A 14228-nucleotide genomic window follows, 5' to 3' on the forward strand; every position below is an offset into this window, starting at 1 on the left:
GTACCTACGCGAGCGCCGGAGCCCGGTTCGGGCCCGACCTGCTGTGGACGGCACCTGTCACGCTGCCGATGATGTATGTCGTCGTCTATCTTTCATCCAAACTTGGCCAGGTTTCGGGTCGCGGGCTTTTCAAGGTCATATCGGACTTCTATCCGCGCTGGCTGCTATGGTCCGTGCTGGTGGGCGTGCTGATTGGCAACACGATCGAGGCAGCCGCCGATCTTGGCGCCATGTCGGCGGCCATCGTGCTGTTCGTTCCTCTGCCTGCTCCCTTGGTCGTCATTGCCGTTGCGGTCGTCATTTTTGCCCTGCAGGTGTTCGGATCGTATAAATTGATCCGAAATGTGTTCCGGTGGCTGGCTCTGGCTCTGCTCGCCTATGTGGTCTCCGCGGTGCTTGCCAAACCGGATGCAGCCTCCGTTCTGCGTGGCACGCTGTTGCCAAAAATCGAGTTCAGCCGAGAATACCTGTCCATCCTCGTCGCCATCGTCGGGACCACGCTCTCCGCATACCTTTACACATGGCAGTCCAATCAGGAGGTGGAGGAGGAGATTGCCAAGGGTCGAACGAGCCTCGAAGAGCGCAAAGGCGCCACCGAGGGCGAGCTGCGCCGATCCCGCCGCGATATCCTGATCGGCATGACGTTTTCCAATCTGATCATGTATTTCATCATCCTTTCGACAGGGTCGACGCTCTACAGGGCCGGGCAGACGCAGATCGAGACAGCGGCACAGGCGGCCGAAGCGCTGCGGCCGCTTGCTGGCGACGCTGCCGGCATTCTCTTTGCGGCCGGTGTAATTGGCGTCGGCTTTCTGGCCGTGCCGATCATGACCGCTGGCGCTGCTTTCGATTTCGCCCAGGCGATGGGATGGAAGAATAGCTTGCATGCCAAACCCCGGCAGGCTCCCAAATTCTACATCGTGATCGGGGTCATAACGCTGGTGGCGGTGGGCCTCAATTTCTTCGGCTTCAACCCGATGAAAGCTCTCGTCTGGTCCGGCATCGTGCAAGGATTTTCAACGCCGCCGCTGCTGCTTCTCATCCTCATCATGACCAACAATCGCAAGATCATGGGCGACAAGGTGAACAGCACAAGCACGAACATTCTGGGCGGCGTGACGACCCTGGCGATCTTTGCAGCGTCGGCGGGACTGGTGGCAAGCTGGTTCCTGTAGCTCGCCGGGCGGGAAGGATGTTCAGGCGCGGTGGAACATCGGCGGTCAATTGTCGTTGAGACGCTTGTGGGAGAAAGGAGGTTGTCCATGTCGAAGTTGCAGGCCGCCACTCCGGATCGTCTAAGACAACTCAGGCTTGAGGCGTCGGCCCATTTCGCTCCGTTAATGCTGCACGAGGCTTTGCTGCGTCTTTCCCATGCCTGTGGGAGTGAAAGTCTTGAGCGGTTCGAGAAAGCCATGGTCAATCGCATCGAAGAAGCAAAAGACGATCGTGCGGACTTCGAAACTATCAAGGAATTAGCGATCGAGCAGTTATATTCCTTGATTCGAGACGCGAACGATTCGCCAAAAAAGAAACAGCCGCTGGAGAACATAGAAAGTCGCAGAACGCCCGGCCGCTCCGAAGAACCCCAAACACTCGAGGATCAGTTACAGGCAGGATTGGAAGATTCTTTTCCGGCCAGCGATCCGCCTGCGGTCGTATCCACAGCAATTCCGGGTGGAGCGAAGAAGCTGGTCGGAACCGACGAAGTTTTGAAAAAGCAGCGAGAACAAGCAGCTAGAAAGAGCAGCTAATCATAGGGCGCCGTGCCAGAAGGCTAGGAGGCGAACCACCCAGATTGCGGCAGCCGGCATCGCTTGCCGGCTGTTATCGCGTCAAAGCTTTACAGCCGCCTCCCTTGCCCAGAGCCGCAGTTTGCGGCACGACTGCACAAATGTCTCGACCGAGGCTGCCGTATCCAATGCTATCAGCCCCTCATCGGCATCGGGAGCGACGCCTGCTTTGGCCAGGAGCGGCTCGGCCCCCGGGGTGAAGCCGATGAACTTGCAGTGCGCAAACGCGTCAGACACGAAATCCTTCGCAGCGGCCTCCTTGGCCAGCAACTCGGCGCCCGCCTCGGAGAGGAGCAGCACCACCGCGTCGAACAACACGGACGGACCGCCGTCGATCATGTGCCTTGCCTCGATGTGAGTGCCGTCGGCGGCTTCGACGCCGCCCACCTTGGGCGCAACCACCTCCATCACCGCGCCTTCCGCTTCGATGGCGGAACGAAGTTCCTCGAACAGCGCGACATCGGCTCCATCGCTGAGCATGACACCGACTTTGCGGCCCTCGAAACTGTCAGGCCCGTTTTGGATGATGCTGAGCGCCGGCGACGGCGGCAAGTCATCGCGCGGTGAAACGGCGGCTTCGGCAGGTTGGGGCATGTCACGGATGCCGAGCTTGTCGGCTACCGTGGTCGCCAGCGTTTCATCGATGTTCAACAAATGCGAAACCATCCGCTCGCGGATCGCCGAAGCCTGGACCTTGCTCAGTTCAAACGTCAGCGCCATCGCGATGTGACGCTGCTCCGGTGGTGTCTGGCTGTTGAAGAATTGACGGGCTTGGCTGTAGTGATCGGCGAAGCTCTCCGCGCGCAGACGTACTTTCTGCCCTTCTTCGGCATCGGCGAAAGAACGGAAGCCACGCTGCGGATCCTCGCGCGGTCCCAGTCCCCATGAGTTCGGCTCATAATTGGCGCGACCGGCCGGATTGCGCATGGCCATGTGCCCATCCTGTTGAAAATGGGCGAACGGGCACTTCGGCGCATTGATCGGCAGATGAGTAAAGTTCGGACTGCCCAGTCGTTTCAATTGGGTATCGAGATAGGAGAAGTTGCGGCCTTGCAGAAGCGGATCGTTGGAAAAATCGATTCCGGGCGGCACATTCTGCGTCATGAATGCAACCTGCTCGGTCTCGGCGAAGAAATTGTCCGGCATCCGGTCGAGCACCAGCCGACCGACCGGAATTGGTTCGAGGATCTCCTCCGGAATGATCTTCGTTGCGTCCAGGATGTCGAAGTCAAAACTGTCGGCAAATGCCTGATCGAACAGTTGCACCGTCAACTCCCATTCCGGGAAATTGCCGGCCTGTATAGCCTCCCACAGATCGCGGCGATGGAAGTCGGGGTCGGCGCCATTGATCTTGACCGCCTCATTCCAGACCACCGATTGCATGCCGAGCTTCGGTTTCCAGATGAACTTGACGAAGGTGGATTCGTCCCTCGCGTTGACGAGGCGGAACGTGTGCACACCAAAGCCTTGCATGAAGCGGAAGGAACGCGGGATCGCGCGATCCGACATGATCCACATCACCATGTGCATCGATTCCGGCATCAGGCTGATGAAGTCCCAGAAATTGTCGTGCGCCGTCTGTGCCTGCGGAAAGGCGCGGTCGGGCTCCTGTTTGGCGGCGTGGATCAGATCGGGAAACTTGATGGCGTCCTGGATGAAGAAGACCGGGATGTTGTTGCCGACCAGGTCCCAATTGCCTTCCTTGGTATAGAGCTTGACCGCGAAGCCGCGCACGTCGCGGGCGAGATCGAACGAACCCTTGTTGCCGGCAACCGTCGAGAAACGAACGAATGCCGGCGTCTTTTCACCAGCTCGCTGGAAAATGTCGGCACGTGTGTATTTGGCAAGTGACTCGTAGGTCTCGAAATAACCATGCGCGCCATAGCCGCGGGCATGAACGACCCTTTCCGGGATGCGTTCGTGGTCGAAGTGGAAAATCTTCTCGCGAAAGTGAAAGTCTTCGATCAGCGATGGTCCGCGCTCACCGATCCGCAATGTGTTTTGGTCGTCGGAGACAGGCGTTCCGAGCGCCGTCGTAAGGGCAGGCGTGTCGTCCCCCGCGATCTGGTGCAACTCGCCGCCATTTCCGCGCGCGCTATTCTGATCCAGTCCACTTGCCGATTGGCGAGCGGAGGGGCGAGCGGATTTGGCCATGACAGATCCTCGATCGAGTACCGGAAGGTTGAAGTGGTCAAGCCATCAAACTGCCGGTGAGCAGCTTTGTTCCCGTAAAAAATGGACGCTGGAGACACCGCTGTCGGAGGAGCCGGGACTGCTGCGGCGATGGTGCGCGCCGATCGGATGACAGATATCTCCGCCTGCGCAGAATTTATGAAGAGTTGTCTCCGGCACGAGGAACGAACCAAACTTCCATGCATTTAGCTGGGGCTGCGTTCACACACTCTTTCTTCTGGGAGCTGGACCATTGTCATCCGGAGGCTGCCTTTTGGCCGACCAGGAAACCAATGAAGTTTCCATCGTTGACCTGATACCTGCCCTGCGGGCATTCGCGCGCACCTTCTGCCGCGTCCCCGACGACGCTGACGATCTCGTGCAGGAGACACTGACCAAGGGTCTCGCCAACATCGACAAGTTCGAACCCGGTACGCGCATGAAGTCGTGGCTCTTCACCATCATGCGCAACACTTATTATACCCGGGTCAAGATCGCTGCCCGGGAGGCGCCCGGCCTGCTCGATTGCGCGTCTTCGAGACCAATTTCGGAAGCCACCCAGGAATGGACCGTTCAGAGCAAGGAAGTTCACGGCGCCATTCAAAGGCTGCCTGAACACCAACGCGAGGTCCTGATGCTGATCGGCGTTTTGGGAGTGAGCTACGAGGAAACCGCCGACATATGCGGTTGCGCGGTCGGAACGGTCAAAAGCCGCCTGAACCGTGCGCGCGCCAACATCCTTGAATTCCTGGGGGAGAGTTCGCTGCAGACATTGATAGAAAGACGAAACCAGCTGTCGGATGGTCAGCTCGATGTCGAGGTCGACGGCCGCAGATAGTCAGTTCTTCACGTCGCGCCGACGTTTCTCGACGAGCGCGTTCTGCAATTCGATCGCCAGCTTGGTCAGGCGGTCTGGAATTTTTTCCTGCTCTATGGCGGCCAGCAGGGAAGCAATCTCCTGATCCACAGCCATCTCGACATGGGGATCCGGGGTATCGTCGCTCGAACGAGACATCACATTCTCTTGATAGCGGGTCCCTTGATCCTAGTGTGGTGATAAGCGCCTGGCATTACAAGGCGGTGTCCACCGCCAAGAAGCTCACCGGCGGCCCCTTGCACAGGTTTATTTCCTTGCTGCTCCTTCGTCGCCGCGGGCTATGGACGCGCTGCGGTGGCGTTCAGTCCTTAGGCAATCGGTCAGCGGCTTGATACTGATCGGGCTTGATCCGATTGCCGTCCGCTCCTGGCCATGCTGCTTCTTGTTGCGATTCGACAAGACCGCGTTTTCTTCGATCTCGTCCTTCTCCGGGGAGGTCACCGCGCCGGCGCCGGCACTCTTGCCTGGCTGCTGCGGCCGAAATGTTTTTTACCGCCGGATGCCATGATATCCTCCTTCGAATCGGGGACACTCGTCGGTGCCCGTTGTTCGACGTCCGAACTGGCATCGCGCTGTAATGTTCCGCTCACCCAGCGAGCAGAAAGGCGTCGCCATCCCACGACCGAAACGGCTTCTCGCCGTCGATGAGGACCCGCAATTGATGAGCTTGCGCCAGACGGCCGATATCATCGCGGTCTGAGAGAAGTGATCCGCGATAGGAATAGTTCAGCAAGGCGAGCCACCCCGGCCGTTTCAGAACGCGCGCAATTTCGTCGAAATGCCGATCAGCCATGCCGGCCAGAACCAGATAGGGAAAGCTGTCCACCGCCAGCACGCAATCGAAACTGGCGTCGGCGAATTCGGACAGATCGAGACCGGAGGTTTGTCGCAACTCGACATTGCCGAGTGCGGCGCATTGCTCGGAGGCGATGGAGATCATCCGCGGCGATATGTCGATGCCGACCATGCGCTTGAAGGATGTGCACAGCGCGCGCTCGAAACGGCCGATGCCGCAACCGATGTCGAGAATGCTTCGTTCCCTTCCGGTGAACTCTCGCGCTTCCAGCCATGCGACGATTTCATTGGTCGTGACTGTGAGCCTTGCCTCATCGCCGAGGGATGCCAGTTGGACACTCGCGGCTCCCGAAATCGCTGCCGCGGCATCGAAGCTGGAGGCCAGCCGCATGACGACAGCGACATTCGTCTCGTCCTCATCGCGCTCATGCCGAACGGCGCCACCCGTTGCCCGCAACATGGCGAAGACGTCTGGTTTGCAGCGCAGCAGTCCGGCGACCTTTCGCAGCCTTGCTGCGTCGCCGGCATCCGCCGGCTGGACCTTCAGCACGACCTCCGCCAATTCCGCCGCTCCAATTGTGGGCGGCAGGTGGAGCGCCAGCCTGACGAGAACACCTTCGGCGCAAATGCCATCGGCCATGCAGTCTTCAACCGCCAGCCTGACCGATGTCGTGCGCCGGGCGGCTTTCGGTGCGGTTACACTCATGCATCAACTCCGCGTCCAGACCCTGCGCATCGTCCACCTGTCGACGGCGCCCCAGCCATATTTATAGGCCTCCTGGCCGCGCAGAAAATCGAACTCGCGCGCATCTTCGCGGATCGCTTCCGCGATTGCGTGGCCAATCAGGATCGCACCTGGGCTCTCCTCGGCATAAGCAGGGTCGAAGCCACCGAGATAAGCATAGGCACGGCCGCGGTGGTGAAATCCGTAATAAGCGCCGACGGTTCCGCCATCGATCGCGAACAGCCAGCATCGCACCAGACCGTGAGCGTCGAGCAAGGGAAGTGAGAGCCGATGGAATTGCTCGACGGCGGCGTTGGCCAACACACCGCCTCCTTGTTCGGCCCAGCGCATATTGTGCAGGCGGATCAATTGATCGAGGAAAGTTTGCGGACTGCCGCTTGCCGACAACAGCGCGATCCGGCCGCATCTTGATGCGGCTTGACGCGCCCGACGCAACTGGCGTCTGCGTCTTGCGGGGACGCAGCCTGCAAGCGTTTCGTCGCCGGCGAGGGCGAGCACGGGGCAGGCGGCATGGGCGGTCGGCCAATCCATTTCGGGATGCGTCATCCCAAGGGAGAGGCTGTCCTGCGGCAAGTCCGACAAGATCCATTGCGCCCACCCGATCGAGAGGATCGACTCGGCGACAATGTCGACGACCTCGGCTTCGCTCCCAGGGACAGCCAGAATGTCCAGATAATCGCTGAGCGAAATGCCGACCGGAAGCAGCTTCGAACCGGATATCCCATGCTCGACGTAGAATGGCGCCAGCCCGACCAGATCGTCGCCACGCCAGACCGCGACCGTCGCCAGTTCACCAGGTGCGAATGCGTGCCACCACGGCACCAGCCAGGCGGGAGATTGAAACGGCGTCGCCGAGGGACTCTGCTGCCACAGTTCCCACCAGTGCGGCGTCAAGGCGTCCAATTGTGTGAGGTCACCGATGATTTCGCTGCGCAGCACAGCTTAGCTCACGGCGTCGCCGCGAAGCGCCGGCGACCACTGCCAAGCCGTGCCAGCGCTTGATAAGCGTCCATGTAAGACGAGATCATGCGTTCCAGCGAAAACCGCCGTCGCGCTTCGGCCCTGCATGTCTCAGCATCCAAGCTGGGCGCCGCAAGAATGGCTTGGGCCATCTCGTCGACCGTATCGACGAGAAAGCCCGTCCTGCCGTGCTCTATGACATCGGGAAGCGCACCATTTGGAAAGGCGACCACCGGAGTACCGCAGGCGAGGGCCTCCATGGCCACAAGCGAGCTGGTCTCGGCTGCGAGACTCGGAATGACCAGACAGCGCGCCGCATTGAGAATGCGTCGCTTGGCGGTGAAGCCGAGAGGGCCAAGGAAGCGGCGGCGGCCATCGAGGCGAGGTTGGACCTCATCGCGAAAGTACCGCGTATGCGTTTCATAGGGATAGACCTTGCCGCCGATGACCAGCGGCACATCTGCCTGTTTGGCTGCGTCGAGCGCCAGGTGGACGCCCTTTTCCGGACAAACCCGGCTTAGAACAAGGGCAAAGTCGCGCTTCGACTGCAGCAGGGTCAGTGCTTCGATGTCAACGCCGTTCGGAATCGGCGCCGTCAGCCGGGCGTCTGATGGCGCGGTTTTCTGCTGGGTGGGCGAGACCGCATGGAGCCAGAGGTCACCGCGCGTCGGGCGCAATGCCGCGGCCGGATACCAATCCAATGGCAGGTGGAGGGTCACCAAGGTCGGACCATCGTCGGGCAGATAAGCGTCGAAATCAATGCCGTGCAGATGAACCACGTCGATGGGCCATCGGGCGCGGGCAGCCGCGATCGCGTCGCGATGGGCCTGTTGCGCGCGGCTCTTCGCCGCCTCGTCGAGTACGCCGTTTTCGGCCGGTATTTCCACAAGCGTGCCGCTCGCGCTGGAGCCTCGGCAGCCAATGACGATAGATCGATGACCGGCCTGAACCAGTGCCCGATCCAGCATCGACAGAATCTGTTCGGCACCGCCGACAGCGTCGGGGCCGACGGGCGCGAGAGGGTAGGCGACATTGAGGACGGTGAGTGTCTCGCCTGGTCGAGTCTCGTTGCCCCGCGCCGTATCTCCACCTGTCAACGGCGTCGCGAAGTCCTGCATCTGATGCATGGGCAGCATGACATTTCACGCGGCCGAGGCCCGCTGCGTGGGGAGCGAGGCGGATGTCATGCCAGGCGCATAGCGGCGGATCATGGTTGAACAGAATTCAGCGAACTCCTCCGGCACCAGGGGCGGGCTGGTGTGGTGTGGCATCATTCCGCGGTGCTGAGGTGTGAAGCAGAAGGTGACCGTCACATCGAAATCGGCGAGTGCTTCCATCTGCCGGTCGAACCAGTCCAGCGCATTCGGCCGAAAACTGTCCGCCCAGGAAAGCCCGGTACGCATATTGGTGACACCCAGCCGCTTCATCCAGGCGACGGCATCGTCCAGCCGCGGGTCTTCGAAATGAAACCACTGCACCAGGCCCATTGCGGGTGTATGGCGCAGGAATTCCTCCAGCGCGGGCTTTGGCGTGCCGTCCTGGCGCAGCAGCCCCATATGAAAATGACGATAGTAAGAGGAGCCCTCGGCTTCGCGGTGACGCGTCGTTGCTTCCCATTCACGCGGAAGATCGTAGAGGCTGTACCACTGGATGCGTGGCGCATTGCCGAGCAGCAATTCAGCTGTGCGCTTGAGCCCCCAGACCTGGATTTCCTCGGCGCCGAAAGTCGATACGCCGACTTCGCTGACCCAGACGGGAAGGTCGGTGACGGCCGCGATCTCGCCGATCTTCTGGGGCCATTCCTGAATCTGCCACAGATTCCAGTCGAGGGGAAAGCCGTGCACGGCGACGGCGTCGACATGGTCCAGCACGCCGAATTCCTTCATGCGGGTGATGAACCCCGGATCTATCGGCGAGATGCCACCGAGCACTTTGGTCAAAGCCGGGTTTTCAGATGCGATTGCGTCCGCTGCCAGGATTGCCATCCTGGCGAAGCGGCTCCAATCGGGATCGAGCTCGGGATCCCAATGCGATTTGTTGTTGGGCTCGTTCCAGATCATCGCGGCTTCAATCATGGCGCTGTCCTTTCGAGGGGTAGACGGCACCCCCACTGGCCGGGTCGCCGGCGGCGCGGCAGAAATAGACCTCCTGCTCCGGATGCAGGACGATTTCAAATCCGGCGCTGCGCAGCATCGCTTCGGTGCAGGCGCGGTTGGGTATCCACCAGTTGGTCGGATCATCGGCATAGCGGTGCTCGATGAAATGGAGCTTGGGAAATTCCGGCCGATCGAACAGGTCATGCGTCCAGAAATGATAGTTCTCTTCCATCTCGGGCAGATCTGTGCTGCCGCGCTGCATGGACTGGAAGATCATCAGGTCACCGGCGACGTGCTCACGGATAAGGTCGAGCGCGAGCAAGGGGTGGCGCAGGTGATAAAGCACCCCCATGAACAGCACGACATCGAACGTTTCACGCAGGGCGCCGACGTCGTAGACCGAAAGTTTCTGGAATTCGATCTCGCAATTGGCGATCTCGGCGGCAAAGCGGGCCTGCGCCAGATAGGCCTCATCGAAATCGATGCCGAGGACACGGGCAGCACCTCGCCGTTTCATCTCGATGGAATAGAAACCGGCATTGCAACCAATATCCAACACCGTCTTGCCTGTCAGATCGGCGGGAATGGCCTCGGCGAATTTGCGCCATTTGATCAGCGGATAATTGCCGAGAAAATGGTTGGGAGCGGTTTCGACCCCCGCCAGTTCCATGTTGTGGAACCATGGGCCGAGAGCATCGATACGGCGGCGGATTTCGGCATGGGAATGCAGCATGATCAGGCTCCTTCGCCGGGAACGACAGGCACATGCGAACGGGCACCTGGCATAATCGTGGCGGGTTGGTGATGGACGGGTGCGGCGCCGTCCTCGAGCAGCCGCAGGGCCGTGCGATAGCCGTTGAAAGTGCCGACATCGACATAGGCGGACCCAGCCTTGACGCCGGAGGCTTGACCTCCGGCCGCAAGGTAGGCGTTGACCAACGTGCCGATATATTCGTCACGGCATTCCCGTTCACGCCAGAGTGCCGCAAGCTGATGCAGGATCTGGCCCGGCATCTTGAACGCACCCCAAACCCAGTTCGTGGCGGCGTCCTGTTGCTTGACCTGGATTTCGATCACGCGCTCGTGGTCATCGACAACGACGGCGTCGAAGAATTCCGGACGATCCACCGGGAAGAGCAGAAATGAAAGCTGATCGTCAGGCAAATGACAGAAGCCGTCTTCGGGAAACCAGATCGTGTCGGGAAGGCCGACCAGGACGACCTCATCGGACGCGACGAGAGGCGCTGCCCGAAAAATCGCATCGCAAAGTCCAACGGGATTGGGCTGCACCACGAAGAGAGCCGCGGCGTCACCATAGCCGGCAGCGTAATATTCGAGGATGTCGGATTTGCCCGACCCAATGATGAAACAGATCTTGTCGACGCCAGCGTGCACCATCCGCCGCACCAGATACTCGCTCACCGCGCAGGGACGCTCGGTCTGTCCATCGATCCGGCTGCCGACCGGCAGCAGCTCTTTCGAGAAGCCGAGCGGTTGAATGCGGCTGCCGCGCCCGGCAGCGGGCACAATGCCCAACATCAGACTGCTTCCATCATCGGTTCGCCGGGAGATCTTTGAAAGGCGTCGTTTAGAATCTGGTCCAGCTCCGCCGCGCGCCGGCCAGAAGTGTGTTCGTCGAGAACCCGTTGGCGCGCACGGGTTTTGATAGCATCGAGTTCTCCTGCGGGTAAGGCGAGCGCCGCGACCACGTCATCGGTGTCGTGGGCCAGCAGGATCTCGCTGCCGGGTTCGAAGAAGCTGCTTAGGCCCGGCCATGTGTCGGTTACGATAGGCACTCCACATGCCGCTGCTTCGAACAACCGGCCCGAAGGGCACCAGCCCTTTTGCGCCATCGCCTCGCGGGTCACATTCAGTGTCAGACGAGAGGATGAGAAAAACGCCGGGTGATCGGCCGGCGGAAGGTGCCTGACGAAGAAGATGTTGTCGCTCCACGGGAATTCCTGCGGATATTGTGCTCCGCCGATGATGAAGCGCTGGTCCGGCAAGCGCGCAGCTGGGCGAACCAGCAGATTCTCGACGGCCGCCTGGCGATCGGGCGCGTAGGTTCCGAGATAGGAGAGATCGGCCTTGAACTCGGCCCGCGGCGTAGCCGGCCGGTGTTGATCCGGATCGACATGCCCATAGAGCGGCACCACGTGACGCGCGCCCAGAACCGCCTTCAGCGCGTCGATCGCCGGGCCGCCTGTGTAGCTCAGGACGAGGTCGAAATCGGCAAGACCCTCGGGGCCGAAATAGGATGGACGCTCACCTTGTTCGATGCGGGCAAGCGTGACCGGAGTGTCCAGATCGTAGAAGACCTGCAGTCCGCGCCCTGCCTGCTGCGCCAGCCGCGAGGCGTCCACGGCATCGGGACAATAAGAGGTGACGATCACGACATCCGATCGTTTGATCGTTTGCTCCGCGACCCGGCGGATGTCCTCCCAGTCCGGGTAGAGCACGATGTTGCCGCCGTCCAGATGATCAAGATCGCGCGTTCCGGCATAATAGGGTGTGTCGCGTTCGAAGAAGGTGATGGACCAGCCGCGCCGGGCGAGGGCTCTGATCAGTCCCCTCCATAAGGTGGCATGGCCGTTACCCCATGAAGACGTGACGGTAAGACCGAAAATGACCATCTGCATCCGGCAAATCCTCGTCAGGCAACTTCGTTCAATCGGATCAGCTTCGCCCCCCAGTCGCCCGACACGATCGTGGTGATCGAGGCGGGATCGATGTCGAAGCGAAAGCAGTCGCCGGCCGGCAAGCCAAGGACTTTGCAGACGGCGGCCTTGATCACATCGGCGTGGCTGACCAGGGCGACACACTGATTCTGATGCTGCTCGTGGACAGCGTTCATCACCGCGACGACGCGCTGCTGGACATCCAGCATGGTTTCGCCGTTTGGTGTCCTGGCCTCCTGCCGCTGGTCGTTCCAGGCTCGCCAGCCGGCGTTGCCGCTCAACTCATCGAAGGTCTTTCCCGACCAGTCGCCGAAGTCGATCTCGTCGAGTTCGGCACAGATCGCGATTTCCCCGACGCCGCAGGCGAGCGCGATTGGCAGGGCCGTCTCCCGGGTCCGCTCGCGCGGGCTGCACAAGATCGCTGCAATCGGCTCCCGGGCCATGCGGCAGCCAAGCTGCGTTGCCTGCGCCTTACCAGCATCCCCGAGGCAAACGCCGTCCATACGGCCTGCCAGATAGGAGCCGACATTGTCGTGTGCCGCATGGCGGATCAGAAAGAAGGTCGTCGTCATTCCGCGGCATCGAGCAAAGGCTCGTCCTTGCCTGCGATAAAAGCGAGCGTGCGCTGCCGCGCTTCGGCGTCGGTGAACTGTTGGGGAGGCGACTTCATGAAATAACTGCAGGGACCGGTCAGCGCTCCGGCCATGCCGCGATCGAGCGCCAGCTTGGCGCAGCGTACCGCATCGATCACCACGCCGGCCGAGTTTGGAGAATCCCAGACTTCCAGCTTGAGCTCGGCATTGAGCGGCACGCCGCCGAAAGTCGTGCCTTCCACCCTTATATAGGCCCACTTGCGATCGGTCAGCCACGGTACGTGGTCGCTGGGCCCAACGTGGATATTGCCTGGCTCCAGGGGAACATCGAACTGGCTGGCCACGGACTGTGTCTTCGAGATTTTCTTCGATTCCAGCCGCTCGCGTTCCAGCATGTTGAGAAAATCGGTGTTGCCGCCGAAATTCAGCTGATAGGTGCGGTCGATGCGTACGCCGCGTTCGCGGAAGAGATTGGCCAGCAGGCGATGAACGATGGTCGCGCCGACCTGGCTCTTGATATCGTCGCCGACCAGCGGCAGTCCTCGCTGCTCAAAGCGCCGGCGCCATTCCGGGCGTGAGGCGATAAAAACGGGTATGCAATTGACGAAGGCGCAGCCGGCCTCGAGTGCGCATTCGGCATAGAAGCAAGTTGCCTCCTCAGAGCCCACCGGCAGGTAGGAAACCAGCACGTCAGCGTTGCTGTCGCGCAGGATCTCGCTGACATTGGCAACCGGCTCCGGAGCTTCTTCAATCTCGTCGCGCAGATATTTGCCGATCCCGTCCAACGTCGGCCCGCGCTCGACGCGAACGCCGGTTGTCAGCGCGTCGGCGAAGCGGAACGTGTTGTTCGGGGCGGCGTAGATCGCTTCCGCCACGTCGAGGCCAACCTTGCTCCTGGCGACATCGAAGGCGCAGACAATCTCGATGTCGTCGACATGGTAGCCGCCGAGGTCGGCATGCATCAGCCCAGGGATTGGTTCGTTGCTTTTAGCGTGACGATAAAAGGAGAGGCCCTGCACGAGGGAGGATGCGCAATTGCCGACCCCAACGATACCAACACGAACCTTTTTCGATCCCACGAAACCACCACCCTATGTTGTTCAAAGGTAAGTTCCTGGCGCCGAACCATCAGCGTGCCGGAATGTTCCTCGGCCCATCGAAAAATTGCGCGAGAAGCATGGATCGAAGCTGCATTCGATGCGTTGCCGCACGGCCAGCATTGGAAAACCGATCGATGATCGTCTACGGCGACCACAAGCAGACGCAGAACGCACAGCAGCTTCGCGAAGCAGCAAGCGAAATGGCCGAAAGCCTGGATCGGATGTCTTATGGCATCCAACGCCATGCTGCATTGGTCGGACTATTCATCAGCGTGTCGGAGCTGGTTCAGGCGCTTGCAGATGTCGATTTCGAAACCAGCGGCATCGACACCTTTTCGCCGCGACAACAGCAAGGCGCCAGGTTGCTGGTCGGACTTGCGGCAGAGGTGGCGAAGTCGTGGCAAAGCGGTTTCGGCGTCGGC

14 protein-coding genes and 1 pseudogene are annotated in these 14228 nt (G+C 60.6%); 4 read left to right on the forward strand and 11 right to left on the reverse strand.

What is annotated here, in order from left to right; all coding sequences use genetic code 11:
* The coding region (locus EOD15_RS14600) for an Nramp family divalent metal transporter (protein WP_148129554.1) at window positions 1-1175 on the forward strand (1175 nt) is incomplete at its 5' end.
* A gap of 87 nt (window positions 1176-1262) precedes the next feature.
* On the forward strand, window positions 1263-1751 hold the full coding sequence (locus EOD15_RS14605; protein WP_127380951.1) for a hypothetical protein: 489 nt from the start codon (window positions 1263-1265) through the stop codon (window positions 1749-1751).
* Between the two features lie 81 nt (window positions 1752-1832).
* On the opposite strand, the gene EOD15_RS14610 is transcribed toward EOD15_RS14605, so the two are convergent.
* A complete protein-coding gene (locus EOD15_RS14610; protein WP_127320152.1) occupies window positions 1833-3944 on the reverse strand; it encodes a catalase in 2112 nt (703 codons plus the stop codon).
* A gap of 292 nt (window positions 3945-4236) precedes the next feature.
* Between EOD15_RS14610 and EOD15_RS14615 the strand changes: the two genes are divergently transcribed.
* The gene (locus tag EOD15_RS14615; RefSeq protein WP_127270591.1) at window positions 4237-4800 is read left to right on the forward strand and encodes a sigma-70 family RNA polymerase sigma factor; all 564 of its coding nucleotides are present in this window, start codon (window positions 4237-4239) and stop codon (window positions 4798-4800) included.
* Here EOD15_RS14615 and EOD15_RS14620 read toward each other — a convergent pair whose 3' ends face one another.
* From EOD15_RS14620 to EOD15_RS14670, 10 genes are all read right to left on the reverse strand, one after another.
* On the reverse strand, window positions 4801-4977 hold the full coding sequence (locus EOD15_RS14620; RefSeq protein ID WP_127270589.1) for a hypothetical protein: 177 nt from the start codon (window positions 4975-4977) through the stop codon (window positions 4801-4803).
* A 448-nt stretch (window positions 4978-5425) separates the two neighbouring features.
* Complete coding sequence (locus tag EOD15_RS14630; RefSeq protein ID WP_127320154.1) at window positions 5426-6340, reverse strand: class I SAM-dependent methyltransferase; 915 nt, start codon at window positions 6338-6340, stop codon at window positions 5426-5428.
* A gap of 3 nt (window positions 6341-6343) precedes the next feature.
* A complete protein-coding gene (locus EOD15_RS14635) occupies window positions 6344-7318 on the reverse strand; it encodes a GNAT family N-acetyltransferase (RefSeq protein WP_164761685.1) in 975 nt (324 codons plus the stop codon).
* 8 nt (window positions 7319-7326) lie between these two features.
* Entirely contained in the window at window positions 7327-8475 is a 1149-nt protein-coding gene (locus EOD15_RS14640; RefSeq protein ID WP_127320156.1) for a glycosyltransferase, read from the reverse strand.
* Window positions 8476-8481: 6 nt separating this feature from the next.
* Window positions 8482-9414, reverse strand: coding sequence for a beta-xylosidase (locus tag EOD15_RS14645; RefSeq protein WP_127320158.1), 933 nt, complete (start codon window positions 9412-9414; stop codon window positions 8482-8484).
* The gene (locus tag EOD15_RS14650) at window positions 9407-10168 is read right to left on the reverse strand and encodes a TIGR04290 family methyltransferase (protein ID WP_127408581.1); all 762 of its coding nucleotides are present in this window, start codon (window positions 10166-10168) and stop codon (window positions 9407-9409) included. The genes EOD15_RS14645 and EOD15_RS14650 overlap by 8 nt, the downstream gene beginning before the upstream one ends.
* Window positions 10169-10170: 2 nt before the next feature.
* A complete protein-coding gene (locus EOD15_RS14655) occupies window positions 10171-10974 on the reverse strand; it encodes a sugar phosphate nucleotidyltransferase (RefSeq protein ID WP_127320162.1) in 804 nt (267 codons plus the stop codon).
* Window positions 10974-12074, reverse strand: a complete 1101-nt coding sequence (locus EOD15_RS14660; RefSeq protein WP_127320164.1) for a glycosyltransferase — start codon at window positions 12072-12074, stop codon at window positions 10974-10976. The genes EOD15_RS14655 and EOD15_RS14660 overlap by 1 nt, the downstream gene beginning before the upstream one ends.
* 14 nt (window positions 12075-12088) lie before the next feature.
* Window positions 12089-12685: a histidine phosphatase family protein gene (locus EOD15_RS14665; protein ID WP_127320166.1), complete on the reverse strand. Its 597-nt coding sequence runs from the start codon at window positions 12683-12685 to the stop codon at window positions 12089-12091.
* Window positions 12682-13785 (reverse strand): inositol-3-phosphate synthase, encoded by a 1104-nt coding sequence (locus EOD15_RS14670; RefSeq protein WP_127320168.1) that lies wholly within the window; start codon window positions 13783-13785, stop codon window positions 12682-12684. The genes EOD15_RS14665 and EOD15_RS14670 overlap by 4 nt, the downstream gene beginning before the upstream one ends.
* Before the next feature lie 155 nt (window positions 13786-13940).
* On the opposite strand from EOD15_RS14670, the pseudogene EOD15_RS14675 reads away from it, so the two are divergent.
* Window positions 13941-14228 (forward strand): annotated as a pseudogene (locus EOD15_RS14675) (hypothetical protein); the annotation flags it as partial.

The organism is Mesorhizobium sp. M7A.T.Ca.US.000.02.2.1 (assembly GCF_003996995.1).
In the GTDB taxonomy this organism is placed as follows: Bacteria; Pseudomonadota; Alphaproteobacteria; order Rhizobiales; family Rhizobiaceae; genus Mesorhizobium.

What these genes read in the sequence shown, in the direction of transcription:
- EOD15_RS14630 (WP_127320154.1), bottom strand. Translation starts at nt 6,340, where the DNA reads ATGAGTGTAACCGCACCGAAAGCCGCCCGGCGCACGACATCGGTCAGG.
- EOD15_RS14660 (WP_127320164.1), bottom strand. Translation starts at nt 12,074, where the DNA reads ATGCAGATGGTCATTTTCGGTCTTACCGTCACGTCTTCATGGGGTAAC.
- EOD15_RS14665 (WP_127320166.1), bottom strand. Translation starts at nt 12,685, where the DNA reads ATGACGACGACCTTCTTTCTGATCCGCCATGCGGCACACGACAATGTC.
- EOD15_RS14645 (WP_127320158.1), bottom strand. Translation starts at nt 9,414, where the DNA reads ATGATTGAAGCCGCGATGATCTGGAACGAGCCCAACAACAAATCGCAT.
- EOD15_RS14620 (WP_127270589.1), bottom strand. Translation starts at nt 4,977, where the DNA reads ATGTCTCGTTCGAGCGACGATACCCCGGATCCCCATGTCGAGATGGCT.
- EOD15_RS14650 (WP_127408581.1), bottom strand. Translation starts at nt 10,168, where the DNA reads ATGCTGCATTCCCATGCCGAAATCCGCCGCCGTATCGATGCTCTCGGC.
- EOD15_RS14605 (WP_127380951.1), top strand. Translation starts at nt 1,263, where the DNA reads ATGTCGAAGTTGCAGGCCGCCACTCCGGATCGTCTAAGACAACTCAGG.
- EOD15_RS14640 (WP_127320156.1), bottom strand. Translation starts at nt 8,475, where the DNA reads ATGCTGCCCATGCATCAGATGCAGGACTTCGCGACGCCGTTGACAGGT.
- EOD15_RS14610 (WP_127320152.1), bottom strand. Translation starts at nt 3,944, where the DNA reads ATGGCCAAATCCGCTCGCCCCTCCGCTCGCCAATCGGCAAGTGGACTG.
- EOD15_RS14655 (WP_127320162.1), bottom strand. Translation starts at nt 10,974, where the DNA reads ATGTTGGGCATTGTGCCCGCTGCCGGGCGCGGCAGCCGCATTCAACCG.